The sequence below is a fragment of the Carnobacterium divergens genome (assembly GCF_900258435.1).
Lineage (GTDB): Bacteria > Bacillota > Bacilli > Lactobacillales > Carnobacteriaceae > Carnobacterium > Carnobacterium divergens_A.
Window position 1 is genome coordinate 460,458 of sequence record NZ_LT992558.1, and the last position, 16,123, is coordinate 476,580.

The following is a 16,123-nucleotide window of genomic DNA, read 5'->3' on the forward strand; positions in this document are numbered from 1 at the left end:
GAAATTATAAAAAGAACCAACTGGTTTTAATCAGTTGGTTCTTTTAGTTGCGTAGAAATTACTAAAGAAAGTTTAGAAAAAAATCATGAATTGTCCTTCGTAATTTAGTTAAATTGAAAGAGTCGTTATTGAGAAATGTTATAACCGTTAGAGATAATAAAAATACAATTAAAAGAGTCCAACTATAATTCATAATAGAAAAACTAATGGGCAAATTTAATCGTAATTTTTTAGAGAGGAAAGTGTATAGGGTCATTCCAAAGATTCCTCCTAAAAAGCAGCCGATCATGATAAAAGGATAGCATTTGTTTAAAATAGAAGCATGGATTTTTTGCTTTTCAAATCCCAAAGCACTTAAAATTTGCCGATAGTTGGTCTGGCTAGCTAGCTGATGATAGAATATAGCGTATATTGTAAGAGCTGTTATGCAAATCGTGATTAAAACAAAGACGCTGACAAGGGTGCGAAGGGAGTCGTTGGACAATGCAGCGTTTGTTTGACTGACTGCATCAACTGTTGGCAAACCTAATAAAAGGGTGGCTAAACGACTGGTTGCTTCCGCGGGAGTAGAAACAGAAGTCGGATTTTCCAATCTTTCATATAGCTTTCCTTTAAAATCAAGAGTATCTACGTCAAGAAGAGGTGTTCCAATTACTTGGTTAAGAGTAGTCGGCAATTCAAGCTGGAAAGTGTCAGCAGTGCTTTCTTTCTTAAAGACCTCTTGATAATAGGCAGATGAAAGATAGAAGCCTTCTTGCTCTATTTTTAAGATTTTTTCAATTAAAAGGAGCTGTTTTTGTCCTTTTGCGTCATAAGCTACAACTGAGTCACCCCTTTTTAAGCGTTGGTTTTTTGCAGTTTTTTCGGTTAAAAGGGCACCTTTAGTTGGAAGCAAGTTAGCAAGATCGCTTTTTTCTTTAGGAACAATCAAAGAAACCGAGGAGCCGTTTGTTAAGGTAATGTCTTCTTTATGGACCAGTGGCGGTGCTTCAATTGAATAGTAATGGAGAAGCTTTAAATAATCTGGTTTGTCCGTTTGCTCTTTTATTGGATGCAATTTAACTTCTAAAATAGTTGGATGTTCTTTTAGTTCATTCGTTTGAATAGTGAGCAGGCTATTTATTCCTAGAAATAAAAGTGTCACTGCAATAGTAATCGGGACGACAACTGAAACGGTCAGATGCTGGATTTGTTTGATAGCTTTTGTCTGTTTATGAGTAATGATGAGTGAATCATATAAGACTGGTAATAGATTGATTAATAAAGTCAGCCCAAAAGCAACGGCTAAGACTTGTTTATTGAGAAGGAATTGAGCGTTTTCAATTAAATAGCTTTTTTGATAAAGTTTAAAAACGACCATAGGAATACCGTAAATTCCGATAAAGCAACCGGCTACTAAACCTATTAAAGCGGCACTTGTATTCAACAATAAAGTAGGCGCAAAAATAGGGAAGGGAGGAACGCCTAAAGCTTTTAACGTAGCGAAGCGTGGTTGGTTTTTTCTTAAGGAATTAAAGATTAAGCTAGCTGCTACAAACATGGTTAGTCCGTAAACGATAACTGGTGCTATTTGGGTCACGTATTTTAAATGTAACAACTCTTTTTGATAGGCAGCATAACTAGGATTTTCAGTAGCCTTTTCGATAGAAAAAGCAGGTGCCTTCACTTGTTTAATTTGTTTGCTAACGTTATGTTTATCCTTGGTTTCTTTTTTTATTTCCGTTTCAAGTACCGTTTTTTGTTGAGCCAGTGTTTCTTTTAATTCAGCCAAGCTTTGCTCATCAGCAGCCACCATTTCAGAATCTGTGGTTGCCAATTCATTTTGTGTTTGTTGAATGTCTTCTTTTTCAAATAGTTTCGTTTCATAGTCCGATTCACTATCCGAAAAACGTTCTTCAAGTTGGCTCAATTGGTCAAGGGCGGTAGTGAGTGTTTCATTTTGTTGGGCTAAAATAGCTTCATTGGCAGTGAATTGTGTTTGAGACGTCGCCAGTTGATTGAGTTGAGCTGCTATTTTGGCTTGCTGGGTCTGATAGTTTTTTAAACGTGACTCGTATTTTTTTTGTGCCTCTTTTTGTTGGGCTGGATGTTGAATCTGTTTGATTTTTTTAGCATCGGCGTCTAATGAATCTTGCAAAGCAGCTACCTGTTCTTGATTGGCTTCAACAAGTTGTGTAAATTCATCCAAGCTATTTTGATTTTCTGCCATCAGCGTTTCTGACTCTTCGATGGCAGTGGTCATTGTTTCAACTTCTTGAATTTTTGCAGTCAGGAGTTGTTCGTTTTGTTGAAAAGTAGCTTGCGCTCCTGTGAGTTCACTTTCTATTGTTGTGAGTTGTTGGGAAAGGGCGCTTTTTTCAGCTTCTAACGCTATTTTTTGTTCAGAAACTATTTTTTCGGAGTCGCTTATTTCCGTTGTTTGATTGTCTAGTTCCGCGGTTAAATCAGCAATTTTTTCTTCGATATCTGCTTGCTTTGTAAGCAGTGCCTCTTTGGCCTCTTCCATTTTTTGAATGCCGATTTGATTGAGGGCGGTTCTCGTCTGTCTCGCTTGTTTAGAGAGCTCTTGCTGGTAAGGCGTTTGATAATGAGTTTTATTTTTAGTTGTTTGGTAAGTCAAGATTAAATCGTTTTTAGTTGATAAGTTAAAATCCTGTTCTAGAATCACTGAGATAAACGCAATCTCGCCATTTCCAATTGGGCTAATGCCACGGAATTGAGTGTGGATAAATTCAGGACTAGAAACAAACCCGACGACTTGAAAGGTTGTTTTCTTTAACTGATTCTGAGTGTTATGGTTGAGATCGTCTAGAAAAGTAATGTTCGAACCTAGAGGATAAATAGTTGCCATCTTTTGGTCTAGCACTATTTCACCACTTTTTTGAGGAAAGGAACCTTGTTTCAGTTGATAGGGTACGTTCTTTTGTTGTGCGTTTGATTTTGGCATCGAGCGAATCAAGGCAACTTGTTGCTTGTAGTCACTAATTGCAAACTCAGAATAGCCTAAGTAATGATTTGCTAGTTTTACTTGTTCTTGTATCGTGCTGAAATCATCTGAGGTAAAACCGGCTGTGGATTTGATAGTGGCATCTGGTAAATGATACGATTGATAATAACGGTCGCCAGTTTTGAGCATGGTTGGGTAAATGGCTTGTCCACCAATAAACAGACTAGTTCCTAACAAAAATAAAAAGGCAAGAGCCAGTAAACGCTTCTTAGCTTTTTGTAGTTCACGAAAACAGTCATTTTTAAACTTGTTCATGAAAGCACGCCTCCTTACCATTTTAAATCAGCTATCTTAGCTGGTTTTTTATTGGATTTAATAGCTGTAACGTGGCCTTTTGATAAGGTAAGTACACGATTGGCAAAGGGAATCAATTGTTTTCGCTTTGTTGCAAGAAGAATCGTTGTTCCTCGTTTTTTAGCAGTTTCTTGAAGAAAAATCAAAACAGTTTGTGCTGAAAAAGAATCTAAAGCACTAAGCGGCTCATCTAACAATAAAACCTTTGGTTTTTTGACAAGTGCTCTTGCTAAGAGAACCAACTGATAGTCACCGCTTGAAAGGTCACTTGGAAAGCGATCTAACGCTTCATGAATTCCAACTTGCGCAAGGATGTGTTTGGGTTCATAAGAAAAAGGCGCTTGTGCAGCGACTAGTTCAATATTTTCTTGAATGGTAAGGGAATCAATTAACGGTACATCTTGAAGAACCAACCCAAGCTCTTCTTTTCGATAGCGTGCACGCTGAGGTTCATTTAATTCATGAACCTTTTTTTTATTGATTAAAATTTTTCCTGCGTCTGCCGTTTCTAAACTAGCAAGTACTTTTAGAAGGGTCGTTTTTCCAGAACCAGAGCAGCCACTAATCAGTGCGAGCTCCCCTGTTTTGATTTGAAAAGTTACATTACTGAGAATTCGTTTGTTCTTTTGTTCCGAGAAAGCATTTTTAGTTAAACCGATTACGTTAATCATGGTGTTCTCCTTTACAGTATGAATCCTTTTAGTTGATGTGGATAATGAATTCGTAAAATAACAACTTTAATAATAATGGCTGTTTCTTAATATCATACCATAAACTACGGGAGGATAATTATTTAAGTATTCGCTAATTTCGAGAATTAAAAAAAACGTAAAAATTGAATTTTAGGTCGATCTTTATGGCAAAAATCATCCGGAATAGCGCTTTCTTGTGACGATAATCATTGAAATCACGTTATTTGTAAAAATATTAGCAAACATTATGGAAATTTTGCACTTATATTGATACAATATGAGGTGTAGATTCCTGAATTCTTTTGAAACTGAAGTTGACTTTAGTTGAGCTAGGATTTAAGTAATACGTACTATAGATATTTCACTAGGAGGAATTAGATTATGGCATTAGTATCAGCTACAGAAATGTTAAACAAAGCACGCGAAGGTAAATATGCAGTAGGTGCATTCAATACCAACAATTTAGAATGGACAAAAGCAATTTTAGTGGGAGCTCAAGCAGCTAACTCACCTGTAATGATCCAAACTTCAATGGGTGCGGCTAAATACATGGGTGGATACAAAGTTTGTTACGATCTTGTAAAAGATTTAATTGATTCAATGGGAATCACTGTTCCTGTTGCACTTCACTTAGATCACGGTGATTACGAAGCAGCTCTTGAATGTATCGAAATTGGATACACTTCAGTAATGTTTGATGGTTCTCACTTACCATTTGAAGAAAACATGGAAAAAGCTAAAGACGTTATTGCTAAAGCACATGCTAAAGGCGTTTCTGTTGAATGTGAAGTTGGAAGCATCGGCGGAGAAGAAGACGGAATCATCGGTTCAGGCGAATTAGCTGACCCTAAAGAATGTAAATTAATCGCTGATCTTGGCGTTGATTTCTTAGCTGCTGGTATTGGTAACATCCATGGTTCATACCCAGCTAACTGGACAGGTTTAAGCTTTGAAACGTTATCTGCAATTGCAGACATCACTGGTGGACATTTACCATTAGTATTACACGGAGGTTCAGGAATTCCAGTAGAACAAGTTAAAAAAGCAATTTCTCTTGGCGTTTCAAAAATCAACGTAAATACTGAGTGTCAAGAAGTATTTGCAGCTGCAACTCGTAAATATATCGAAGAAGGCAAAGACCAACAAGGTAAAGGTTTTGACCCTCGTAAATTATTAGAACCAGGAACTACTGCAGTTACTGAGTTAGTTAAACAAAGAATTGAATGGTTTGGTTCAACTGGTAAAGCTTAATTTTTAAGCCTTGCTTATTTGAAGCTAAAACAATAAAATCAGCAATGGGCTTCTTTAAGAAGACCATTGCTGATTTTTACATAGAAGAAAAAGGGAGTATGTTATGCGGTTAGATAAATTATTATTTGAAACAGGCTATGGCTCTAGGAATCAAGTGAAGCAATTAATTAAACGAAAGCAAGTCCGTATCAATGGTGAGTTGGTCTTAACAGATGGTTATAACGTCGATCCTGAAGTACAAACAGTCCTTGTTTCAGGAAAACAAGTCCACTATCAAGCGCATGTGTATTATATGTTAAATAAACCAGCAGGCGTTGTCAGTGCGGTGCGTGATGCCAAAAATCAAACCGTTATTGATTTGATTGCGAAAAAAGATCAACGTCCAGGATTATTTCCAGTAGGCCGTTTAGATCGAGATACGGAAGGGTTGTTGTTAATAACGAATAATGGTCAATTGGCGCATCAGTTATTAGTTCCTAAAAAAGAAGTGGTAAAAAAATATGAAGCAATTGTTAATGAACCAGTTACAGATGCAGATGTTCAAGCATTTAAGGAAGGAATTATTTTTCATGGCGGTATTCAATGCAAACCTGCTGAATTGCGTATTTTAGAAACTATGGAGAATGAAAGTCGCGTTTTATTAGCTATTAGTGAAGGGAAATTTCATCAAGTTAAAAAGATGTTTTTATCTGTTGGGAAAAAAGTAACGTATTTGAAGAGAGTAGCTATGGGGACATTGGTTTTGGATGAAGGACTAGAAAAGGGTTCTTATCGAGCATTGACGAATGAAGAGCTGGAAAACTATCAGCGTTACTTTATATAAAAAAGGCTGTAATAAACACCAACCTGATTTTAGGCGTGTTTTTTACAGCCTTTTTACTAACACTCTATATCGAGTGTTTCGCAATAATAGCCTTTGCCACCAACATAAACTTGTTCTATTTCATTTGTGTGAGTGGTTGTTAGTTTTACCAATATTTCGGAGGGAGCGTTTAGAGAATAACCTTGTTCAAATACGTAAAGTTCTTTTTTTAAATCGTTTTGTTGATAAAGGTAGCAAGCTAATGCACCGTTTGAAGTACCAGTAGCGGATTCTTCATTGATATCGTATAGGGGAGCAAAGTTTCTACATATGATGCGATCGTCATCAATGGTATATAGGTGCATTCCGATAACTTGATAGTTCTTACTGATTTCTTTAATTTTTTCAAAATTAGGTTGAAGTGCATGCAGTTGGGTTTCGCTTTTGATAGGAATTAACAGATCCTTTAGACCTGTGGAAACAATTTGGATAGGCATTTTACTGTCAATAGCTTCAATGTCAAAACAGTCAATAAACACATTTTCAGGCACAACATCATAAAATAGTGGTTTGTTTTGCTCCATAAACAAGACATCATCTTCTATGGAAATACTAAGCACACCGCTATTGGTTTCTATTGTATAGCAATGTTTAAATAGTTTCTTTAAGTGCATCAAGATGACGAAAGAACCAATTGTAGCATGACCACATAAATCAACTTCTTCCTTAGGTGTAAAATACTCAAATTTATAATCGGCAATGTCAGAATCTGATATAAAAGCAGTTTCTGCATAACCCAGCTGTTTAGCGATTGCCATCTTTTGGATAGTGGTCAACGACTCATTTTCCATCAATACCACACCTGCTTTATTTCCGCCGCCTTGATTCTTACTAAATGCACTTGCAACATAAACCGATAGTTTCATAAGACCCCTTCCTTTCCTTGTAGTATAAACACTACTTTTGATAATAAAGTAAGAGGCAAACTATCTTCAAGCATGTCTATGCCTAAAAATAATTTGCCTATCTGTTTTTTTAGTCTTCTAAGTTGACATTATGATGAACTTTTTGAACATCCTCTAGATCTTCTAGAGCATCAATCAGATTTTCAAATTTTTCTAAATCTTCACCTTCTAAAGTCACTTCATTTTGTGGAATCATTTCGATTTCAGCAACGGTAAAGTCTTCAATTCCTAATTCTTTTAATGCTCCTTGAACTGTATGGAAGTTTTCAGGTTCAGCATAAATAATGGTTTGACCGTCTTCGTCAGCAACGTCACGAACGTCAACATCGGCTTCCATCAATAACTCAAGCAATTCGTCAGCATCACGATTTTCTACTCCAAAAACGGCCGTATTATCGAAAAGATAGGCAACAGAACCACTCACACCCATATTTCCTCCATTTTTACCATAAGCGGCACGAACATCAGAGGCCGTACGATTCACATTATTTGTTAAGGCATCGACAATAATCATTGAGCCATTTGGTCCAAAACCTTCGTATCGTAATTCAGAGTAAGTTTCATCACCGGAACCTTTCGCTTTTTCAATCGCGCGATCAATGACATGTTTTGGCACGTTATAAGTCTTAGCACGTTCAATAACAAAGCGTAATTTTTGGTTAGAGTGAGGATCTGGATCCCCTTGTTTTGCAGCTACATAAATTTCAATGCCAAACTTAGCATAGATGCGACTTGTATTTTTGTCTTTTGATGCTTTTTTGTCTTTAATATTTGCCCATTTACGACCCATTCTTTTCACTCGCTTTCATTTATTCGATTCGTGTTCTACTGTGTTATTATACTTGGAAGTCCATGATTTGTTAAGTTTTTTTTGAAAATAACTCTTAGTAATGTTCTGATTGTAAAAAGAGATGCGCTTCAAGGTAGTTATAGATTACCGTAGAAATGTTAAACAGTAAGCCATTTGCTAGATAAACGGTTTCTTTGACAATCAAGGAGGGATCTCCCACTGGCAAATCTAACAGAAAGGCTTCATCGGCAGTTAACTTGCTGACATGAATAAATTTGTCAGAAAAACCAATGGATAATTTTAAATCGTCTTCAATATAAGAATAAATTGATTTCTCTGCGATTTCTTGGTTTAAATAGGGAATGATTTCTTTGTTGTAATAGGTGTACTCAATACTTAAGGGTTTTTCGTCGCTAAAACGTTGCCGTTTCAACCGATAAATAGGTGTCCCAATTGGGCAGTTCATCATTTTTGCGAGCTCTTCATCGGCTTCAATCAAGGTTAAGTCTAAAAGCTTTGAACGAATTGTTTTTTGAAGGAAATCTTTACTGATTCCCTTAACATTTCCGATATTAATACAATCTTCTTGTTCTGCTTTGCGAATGTAAATACCGCTTCCTTGGACTTGGTAAACTAGCCCTCTTAGAGAAAGGATTTCAATGGCTTTTCGAATGGTATTTCGACTTGCTTCAAAATCAATCATTAATTGATCCACAGTTGGTAATTTTGTATTTACTTCATAAACTTTTTGTCTGATACGGCGTTCGATTTCTTCAGCGATCACCTTATATTTAATCATAAAGGGTATTTCCTTTCTATTAATAGTGCTTGATGCATTTATTATAGCAGATAATGGCAAAGACGTTTGAGAATAATTATAAGTGATTGGGTATTGTAAAATTAGTACCAATGAATTATAATGAAATCATCAAAAGAAAGCGCTTTATTTTTAAAAATAAAAAATAGGGGGATTCAAAGATGGAAAAATTTATGACGGTATTAGAGGAGAAAATGACACCTATTGCAGTTAAACTCGACAACAATCGGTACATTACGGCAATTAAAGACGGTTTTTTTGGAGTCATGTCATTATTAATTATTGGGTCATTCTTTTTATTAGTTGCTAATTTACCAATTACAGGCTATCCAGAGTTTATGGCATCGCTATTAGGTGAAAATTGGACAACCTATTTCACTGTTCCTTATGACATGACGATGAATGTTATGACCTTTTATGTCATTATTGCAATGGCTCGAAGTTTAGCAAAAACCTACGGAATGGACAGCATTTCGTGTATTTCATCGGTAGTCGTTGCTTTCTTAATTTTAACACCAACATTTGAGTTTAAAGACGGAGCTCTCGGAATGGGAATCCCATTAAGTAATTTAGGCGCAAGTGGATTGTTTTTAGGAATGTTAACAGCAGTAGCAGCGGTTGAAATTGTTCATTTTATTGATAAAAAAGGTTGGAAAATCAAAATGCCTGATTCAGTTCCAGCCAATGTTTCTCGGTCATTTTCAGCGTTGATTCCAGCACTTTTTGTTATTATTATTTTTAACTTAGTCCGTATTTTGTTTAGTCTTACTGAGTTTGGTACAATGCAAGCGTTTATTTTCCATTATTTACAAGTTCCGTTAACAAGTCTAGGAAGCACGTTACCTGCTACGCTATTGATTACACTATTTGAAGCACTGTTATGGTGTTTTGGGATTCATGGTTCCAATGTAGTCGGCGGAATTATGCAACCTATTTGGTTATCCTTGACAGCAGACAATCAAGCAGCCTTTGCTTCTGGGGAAGCATTGCCTCATATTGTCAACTATCAATTTTATTCTAATTTTATGAAAATTGGTGGATTTGGTGGAACATTTGGTTTAGCTATTTTAATTTTATTATTTGCAAAATCAAGTCAATTTAAGGCGCTTGGAAAATTAGCCTTCGGACCAGGGTTGTTCAATATTAATGAGCCCTTGATTTTTGGGATTCCGATTGTTCTAAATCCAATCATGATGATTCCATTTATTTTGACGCCTCTTGTTTTATGTATTGTAGCGTATTTTTCAATGAAAACGGGTTTAGTCCCTTATACAAATGGCACGAATATTCCATGGACAACACCTCCTGTAATCGCTGGCTTTTTAGTAAGTGGTTGGCGAGGAGCGTTGTTGAATATCGTTCAAATTGTGATTTCAATGGCGATTTATTACCCATTCTTTAAATCAGCCGATAAAATCGCATATGACGCAGAAATGCAAACGTCAGAAGTAAGTGCTGAATCCGTAACCGAAGCTTAAAATAAATAGTAAAAAGGAGTTTTGATAATGTGTAGTTTGCCAAAAGATTTTTTATGGGGTGGCGCAGTTGCTGCCCATCAATTAGAAGGCGGTTGGAATCAAGGTGGCAAAGGGATGAGTATCGCAGACGTTTTGACAGCAGGAACAAAAGACCAACAGCGTTTGATTACAGAAGGATTATTGCCTGGGAAATATTACCCAAATCATGAAGCCATCGATTTTTATCATAACTATGAAGAGGATATCCAATTATTTGCAAAAATGGGTTTTAAGTGCTTTAGAACCAGTATTGCATGGTCGCGTATTTTTCCAAAGGGGGATGAGCTTGTTCCAAATGAAGAGGGCCTAGCCTTTTATGATAAGCTGTTTGATACATTATTAAAATACAATATTGAACCGGTAATCACCTTGAGTCATTTTGAGATGCCGTATCATTTAGCAACAGAGTATGGTGGTTTTTATAATCGAAAAGTAGTAGATTTATTCGTACGATACGCAACAACGGTAATGGAACGTTATCAATCGAAGGTGAAGTATTGGATGACGTTTAATGAAATTAACAATCAAATGAATACCAGTAATGATATTTTTGGTTGGACGTGTTCAGGAGTGAAATTTTCTGAATTTGCTCAGCCAGAAGAAGTGTTGTATCAAGTAGCACATCATGAACTGATTGCGAGTGCGTTAGTTGTTAAAAAAGGGAAAGAAATCAATCCAGATTTTCAAATAGGGTGTATGGCTTCATTTGTGCCAATTTATCCATATTCTTGTGCTCCTGATGATATGATGCTAGCAACAGAAAGTATGCACGATCGTTTCTTCTTTACGGATGTTCATATTCGTGGTCATTATCCAAATTATATTCTCAAAAAATGGGAACGAGATGGCATTCATGTTGCAATGGAAGCAGGTGACGAAGCCATTTTAGCTAGTGGGAAAGTCGATTATCTAGGGTTTAGTTACTATATGTCAAATGCAGTGAAGTCAGATGCGAGCAATGACAACAGTGAGTCACTAGATGGAAGCAATCATTATTCAGTACGAAATCCTTATGTGGAAGCGAGTGACTGGGGATGGCAAATTGATCCAGTTGGGTTGCGGTATGCACTAAATACGTTATACGAACGCTACGAAATTCCGTTGTTTATTGTCGAGAATGGCTTTGGTGCGATTGACGAATTAAAAGCAGATGGCAGTTGTGACGACGGGTATCGCATTGACTATTTAAAAGCGCATATTGCAGAATTTAAAAAAGCGGTTGAAATAGATGGCGTTGAGTTGATGGGCTACACGCCGTGGGGGTGCATCGATTTAGTTTCCTTTACGACAGGAGAAATGAAGAAACGTTATGGATTCATTTATGTAGATAAGGACAACGAGGGGAACGGAACGTTGCAACGTTCTAAGAAAAAAAGCTTTGATTGGTATAAGGAAGTCATTGCTAGTAATGGAGAACAATTGTAGTCAAAAAAGGAACTTCGCATCGAAGTTCCTTTTTTGATTTTGATTAACAAACCGCTCGTTTTCGTTTCTTGCCAACACGGTTCATTTCAACTACTTTTTCAATGCTTGTAATAGCAAGTGGAACTTTACAAGCAGTGTCCCCCATCCTAACGTTTACAGCTCCAATGGTAAGTGCGGTTTTTTTTGCTTCATCAAGTAAAGAAGGGCAATAACATCCAACGGATATCACAAAGCCATTCATCGTATAGCGAACAGCATTTTTTGCTTGATGAATGGTCTGTTCAATCGTATTTAATAAAAGAAGCACTTCTTGATGATTGATGGCAGTATCAGGAGCAATGGAGATAAACTTTCCATAACAACTCCAGCCGGTATCTTCAAGTAGTTCGTCATCTGAATGAATCCACTTTAAAGCCAATTCGATTGCGTAAGGACTCTCCGCAGCAACGCTAGCTACAATCGCTTCGCTGATGGCAGACCAGTTAGATGTATCTGCCCAATGTTCTAATTGATTTTTTGTCATTAACTTAGGATTGATAGCTAAGCCAGCTAAATATTGGGCATCTGAATTGCCAGTATCAAATAAATCTAAAGCAAGTTGTTGATTTTTTTTACTTCTTTCACAAGATGTTTTTTTAAATCGCCAATTTTCACTCCAAATAAAGGGCCAGGGGCACCATGGCGAATAAACGTTTTTTTTGTTTGTTGTGTTCCAAGAGCTTCAAGCTGGGCCATCACGTCTAGTACATTCATAGAATTTTCTCCTAATCGTTTAGTGGTTTGTTTTATTATATAGGAGACAAGGAGAGATATCTATTGAAATGTGGCAACGGATAAAACGATCTATGTTAAAATACAAAGTGAAAGATTTAACAAATGGGGGTGTTTATTTATGATAAAGCCAATTCATCAGTATCAAATCGCCATTTCTTCAATTCACGAGAAACAACAAGAACGTTTTTTTGGAACGAAGATTATTTTTGTTATAAAAGGAGCAGCTACGATTTGGATGGATGCTCAACAGCTGGATTTGCAGACGGATGATTTACTTGTAGTGAATCGAGGTGTGAACCATACGATAAGTGGTTCAAAAGACAGTCAAGTGATTGTCTTAAAAATAGTCGGAAACTTCTTTTTATCAAAGTATCCACAATATTTTCAATTTAACTTTGAATGTTTCTCTCGAGAAATTGATTTTGGGAAAGAAAAAGCAATTGAGGAATTGCGCCGTTACTTAGCTGAGATGGTCATTGCAGAGTTAAGCAACCATGAAAATTTCAAACTTGAAATTGAAAGCAATTTGTATCAAGTTATGTTACTTTTGACACGTTTTTTTAAGAAGCCTATTGTAAATCAAATCGAAAATGAAGTTCCAGATGAACGGATTTTAAAAGTAATTCAAGAGATTGAAGCAAACTATTATGAACCCTTAACCTTAAATGAAATGGCTCAAAAAGTTTACTTTTCTCCATCTTATTTATCACGGTATTTTAAAAAGGGAACGGGAGTGGGCTTTGTTCAATTTGTCAACCAAGTGAGATTGCGTCATTCAATTGAAGACTTAATTTATTCAGATATGGAAATCAATCAAGTCGCGTTGCAAAATGGTTTTTCAAGTGGGAAAAATTTTAGTCACTGCTTTAAAGAATATTACCATGTAACGCCAACCGACTATCGTCTTAAAAATCAAGTTACTAGAAAAAATGAAGACAATCTTGAAGATCAAGAAAGTAGTCCGTTGGAACTAACAGAAGTCTTGTTGCTATTAGCGAATTATTGTGACAATTTTGAACAATCTTCTCATGCTACTAGTAACAGTGTGGCTAATTTATCGATTGATGTTGAAAGGGAAAGGGTTGCAAAAGAATTGCCTTATGCGTCGTATATTGTTTTTATTGGCGAGTTAAAAGAGTTGTTAAAAAAACATGTTCAGCAACAAGTAAAGCAGGCTAAAACCGATTTTAGGATCACATATATAGGCGTGAAAAATCTCCTTTCAGAGAACACAATTTTAACGACGATTGAAACAGATGAAATAGTCCCCTCTTATTCTCCATATGATAGCGCGGATCTTGTATTAGATTTTATTTATCAAGAAAATCTGTCTTTATTTGTATACCTTAGCTACCATGAGATGGAAGAAAATCAAGGCGACTATCTATTAAAATTAAAGGCTTTTATTGCACATGCTATTCAGCGTTATGGCAGAGAATTTGTAAGTCGTTGGCGTTTTATGTATTACCATAAAGAATGGGATAACACTGTAGCCAAGCATCACGAAATGTATTACTTGAATGTGGTGGCGCTTTTGAAAGGAATGGTGCCTAGTGTGAAAATAGGGACATTTTTACCTTTTTCAGACAAAACAGAAACCATTCCAGCAAGTCAGCAGTGGCAAATCACAAAACAACATGAAATTGATTTTATCGCTTTTCATGCAAATCAAAATGAGGGAATTGATTTTGAACAAACCAATGAAGTGATTTTTAATACAGCCCAAAATTATTTAATAAAAAAAACGTCAAGCTTTAAAAAATTTCTAGCGAGCCATCATATGAAGCAGCCGATTACATTGATTGATTGGAATACGTTGACGGGGGAAACGCGTTTTACAAATGGAACTTTTTTTCGAGGCGCTTTGATTATGCAAGCCATTTTTGACCTTAGTTATGAAGTTGAGGGGCTGGGATTTTGGATCAATACAGAAAGCCATGAAAAAAATCAACATAGCCAATCCATTAATATTGAAGGGATGGAACTATTTCACTTTTTTAACGGAAAACGTCCAGTGTATCATGCGCTAGCATTTAAAGAACGGTTAAAAGGAACCTTGATAGGACAGGGCGTAAATTATCTCTTAACTGAAAACTGTGATGGCTATCAACTGGTGTTGATTAATTGCAATCCATTTAATCCGCGCTTATCAGTGGAAGATTTTTTTATTCAACGACGTCGAAAAGAATATTATGTTCAAATCAAAGGATTGAAGGTAGGAATCTATCAAGTTAAGCGACTTAAATTCGATCGAGAGCATGGCGCTTTATACTCGAAATATGGAGAATTTAATAGTCAGTATGGTGTGGATCATGAGATGATGGATTATATTTTACGCAATTCAGAACCGGTTTTGTCAGTTGGAGACGAGGAAATAGCAAGTCAATGGTCTTTTTATGAGTACTTGGATTTTAATGCAATTCATTTTATTGAACTAAAAAAAGTTTCGAAAGAATAAAAGACAAAAATCGCCCCTTGCTTTTTGTTGTAGCAAAGCAGCTAGAGAATAGAAAGGTTAAAAATAAAACAGAAAGTAAAAGAAATGCTCCTTATAAGGAGGGTTTCTTTTTTTATACTGATAGTAGAAAGGGTGCGGGCGAGATGAAAAAGAATTTGTTTGAAAAATTAGATGAAAAAGAAACTCGAATGGTGGAAATTAGGCGCTATTTGCATCAACACCCTGAGCTTTCTTTTCAAGAAACCAAAACAGCTGCTTTTATCACTAATTTTTATCAAGGATTGGACTGCGAAGTACAAACGCATGTGGGGGGGAATGGGATTGTTGTGACAATTGACAGTGGTTTTCCAGGGAAAACTCTTGCAATTCGAGCTGATTTTGATGCATTGCCAATTCAAGAAGAAACGGGTTTGCCCTTTGCATCGCAAAATTCTGGAGTGATGCATGCTTGTGGTCATGATGGACATACTGCATACATGATGATTTTAGGAGAGACGCTTATTGAGTTAAAAAATCAATTTGTTGGAAAGATTGTTATTTTGCATCAACCAGCAGAAGAAACGCCTCCTGGTGGAGCTAAGGGAATGATTGAAGCTGGTTGTTTGGAAGGCGTGGACCACGTGGTGGGGATTCATGTGATGTCTACGATGCCAACAGGAGAAATCAACTATCGTGAAGGTGCGATTCAAACTGGACGTTCTTATTTTAAGTTGAAAATTAAAGGACAAGGAGGGCACGGGTCATCTCCTCATTTATCGAATGATGCGATTGTGGCTGCTAGTCATTTTGTTACGGCGACACAAACCATTGTGAGCCGTCGTTTAAATCCTTTTGAGATGGGGGTTGTAACAATTGGGTCATTTGATGGAAAAGGAAGTTTTAATGTGATTAAAGATACCGTTAATCTTGAGGGGGATGTTCGCGCTATGAGTGAGGATACAAGAAAAACGATTCAAGAGGAAGTCAAACGCTTAGTTATAGGATTAGAGTCTATGTTTGGTGTAACGTGTGAATTGACTTACAACGATGATTATCCAACGCTAATAAATGACCTTGAGCTAACCGATTTTATTGTCCGGTCATTGAAGCAATCAAAAATTTCAGAAGTGACGGAAATCAAACGATGTGACCCACAACCGCCGTCAGAAGATTTTGCTTATTACGCCCAAGAGCGACCAAGTGTCTTTTTTTATGTTGGAGCAATGCCTGAAAATGGGGTTTTTTATCCGCACCATCATCCAAAATTTGAAATCAATGAAAAAAGTTTATTGATTAGTGCGAAAGCAATGGGAAGTGTTGTATGTGACTACTTAAATGGGGGAGAAGACTAA

13 protein-coding genes are annotated in these 16,123 nt (G+C 36.5%); 6 read left to right on the forward strand and 7 right to left on the reverse strand.

Annotated elements, in window-relative coordinates; all coding sequences use genetic code 11:
* Window positions 1-61 precede the first annotated feature (61 nt).
* Window positions 62-3,262 (reverse strand): ABC transporter permease, encoded by a 3,201-nt coding sequence (locus CDIMF43_RS02670; protein WP_162532902.1) that lies wholly within the window; start codon window positions 3,260-3,262, stop codon window positions 62-64.
* Window positions 3,263-3,276: 14 nt separating this feature from the next.
* A complete protein-coding gene (locus tag CDIMF43_RS02675; RefSeq protein WP_109841128.1) occupies window positions 3,277-3,972 on the reverse strand; it encodes an ABC transporter ATP-binding protein in 696 nt (231 codons plus the stop codon).
* Window positions 3,973-4,374: 402 nt separating this feature from the next.
* Here CDIMF43_RS02675 and CDIMF43_RS02680 point away from each other — a divergent pair, with 402 nt between their 5' ends.
* Entirely contained in the window at window positions 4,375-5,244 is an 870-nt protein-coding gene (locus tag CDIMF43_RS02680; protein WP_034572287.1) for a class II fructose-bisphosphate aldolase, read from the forward strand.
* 103 nt (window positions 5,245-5,347) lie between these two features.
* The gene (locus CDIMF43_RS02685; RefSeq protein ID WP_074402114.1) at window positions 5,348-6,067 is read left to right on the forward strand and encodes a pseudouridine synthase; all 720 of its coding nucleotides are present in this window, start codon (window positions 5,348-5,350) and stop codon (window positions 6,065-6,067) included.
* A 56-nt stretch (window positions 6,068-6,123) separates the two neighbouring features.
* On the opposite strand, the gene CDIMF43_RS02690 is transcribed toward CDIMF43_RS02685, so the two are convergent.
* The 3 genes from CDIMF43_RS02690 to CDIMF43_RS02700 form a co-directional block, all read right to left on the reverse strand.
* Complete coding sequence (locus CDIMF43_RS02690; RefSeq protein ID WP_109841129.1) at window positions 6,124-6,972, reverse strand: PhzF family phenazine biosynthesis protein; 849 nt, start codon at window positions 6,970-6,972, stop codon at window positions 6,124-6,126.
* Window positions 6,973-7,081: 109 nt separating this feature from the next.
* Entirely contained in the window at window positions 7,082-7,801 is a 720-nt protein-coding gene (locus tag CDIMF43_RS02695; protein WP_034572283.1) for a YebC/PmpR family DNA-binding transcriptional regulator, read from the reverse strand.
* A 94-nt stretch (window positions 7,802-7,895) separates the two neighbouring features.
* Window positions 7,896-8,600 (reverse strand): GntR family transcriptional regulator, encoded by a 705-nt coding sequence (locus CDIMF43_RS02700; protein WP_074402116.1) that lies wholly within the window; start codon window positions 8,598-8,600, stop codon window positions 7,896-7,898.
* A 179-nt stretch (window positions 8,601-8,779) separates the two neighbouring features.
* On the opposite strand from CDIMF43_RS02700, the gene CDIMF43_RS02705 reads away from it, so the two are divergent.
* Window positions 8,780-10,096, forward strand: coding sequence for a PTS sugar transporter subunit IIC (locus CDIMF43_RS02705; protein ID WP_074402117.1), 1,317 nt, complete (start codon window positions 8,780-8,782; stop codon window positions 10,094-10,096).
* Window positions 10,097-10,123: 27 nt separating this feature from the next.
* Window positions 10,124-11,560, forward strand: a complete 1,437-nt coding sequence (locus tag CDIMF43_RS02710) for a 6-phospho-beta-glucosidase (RefSeq protein ID WP_109841130.1) — start codon at window positions 10,124-10,126, stop codon at window positions 11,558-11,560.
* Window positions 11,561-11,603: 43 nt separating this feature from the next.
* Here the strand turns inward: CDIMF43_RS02710 and CDIMF43_RS02715 are convergent, their stop codons facing one another.
* A complete protein-coding gene (locus CDIMF43_RS02715) occupies window positions 11,604-12,221 on the reverse strand; it encodes a DNA alkylation repair protein (protein WP_233218337.1) in 618 nt (205 codons plus the stop codon).
* The gene (locus CDIMF43_RS13790) at window positions 12,149-12,313 is read right to left on the reverse strand and encodes a DNA alkylation repair protein (protein WP_233218279.1); all 165 of its coding nucleotides are present in this window, start codon (window positions 12,311-12,313) and stop codon (window positions 12,149-12,151) included. Before CDIMF43_RS13790 ends, CDIMF43_RS02715 begins: the two co-directional genes overlap by 73 nt.
* Window positions 12,314-12,452: 139 nt before the next feature.
* Between CDIMF43_RS13790 and CDIMF43_RS02720 the strand changes: the two genes are divergently transcribed.
* On the forward strand, window positions 12,453-14,792 hold the full coding sequence (locus tag CDIMF43_RS02720) for a helix-turn-helix domain-containing protein (protein WP_109841131.1): 2,340 nt from the start codon (window positions 12,453-12,455) through the stop codon (window positions 14,790-14,792).
* Between the two features lie 143 nt (window positions 14,793-14,935).
* The gene (locus CDIMF43_RS02725) at window positions 14,936-16,123 is read left to right on the forward strand and encodes a M20 family metallopeptidase (protein WP_109841132.1); all 1,188 of its coding nucleotides are present in this window, start codon (window positions 14,936-14,938) and stop codon (window positions 16,121-16,123) included.